The following is a 308-nucleotide window of genomic DNA, read 5'->3' as shown; positions in this document are numbered from 1 at the left end:
CCTATGATGTAAAGCAACTCCTCGGCGGTTCCGGCTCCCCCGGGAAAGATAATGATACCGTGTCCAACACGGACAAAGGCTTCCAGACGTTTTTCAATGTCTGGCATGATCACCAGTTCATTGACGATAGGGTTAGGTGGTTCGGCGGCAATGATGGACGGTTCGGTCAGGCCGATAAATCGACTTTTTCCGTATCTTTGCTGGGCATGGCCGATGGCGGCCCCTTTCATTGGCCCTTCCATGGCACCGGGCCCGCAGCCGGTGCAGATATTCATCTCACGCAGCCCTAACTGGTGGCCGACATCCCG

At 55.8% G+C, this 308-nt stretch carries 1 protein-coding gene; it reads right to left on the bottom strand.

What is annotated here, in order from left to right; translation table 11 throughout:
* Positions 1 to 308: LOG family protein (locus ACYP03_RS25375; protein ID WP_459782584.1), on the bottom strand; the 308-nt coding region annotated here is incomplete at both ends.

The sequence above is a fragment of the Photobacterium sp. R1 genome (genome assembly GCF_054600795.1).
This window is presented reverse-complemented; position numbering and strand designations above follow the sequence as displayed.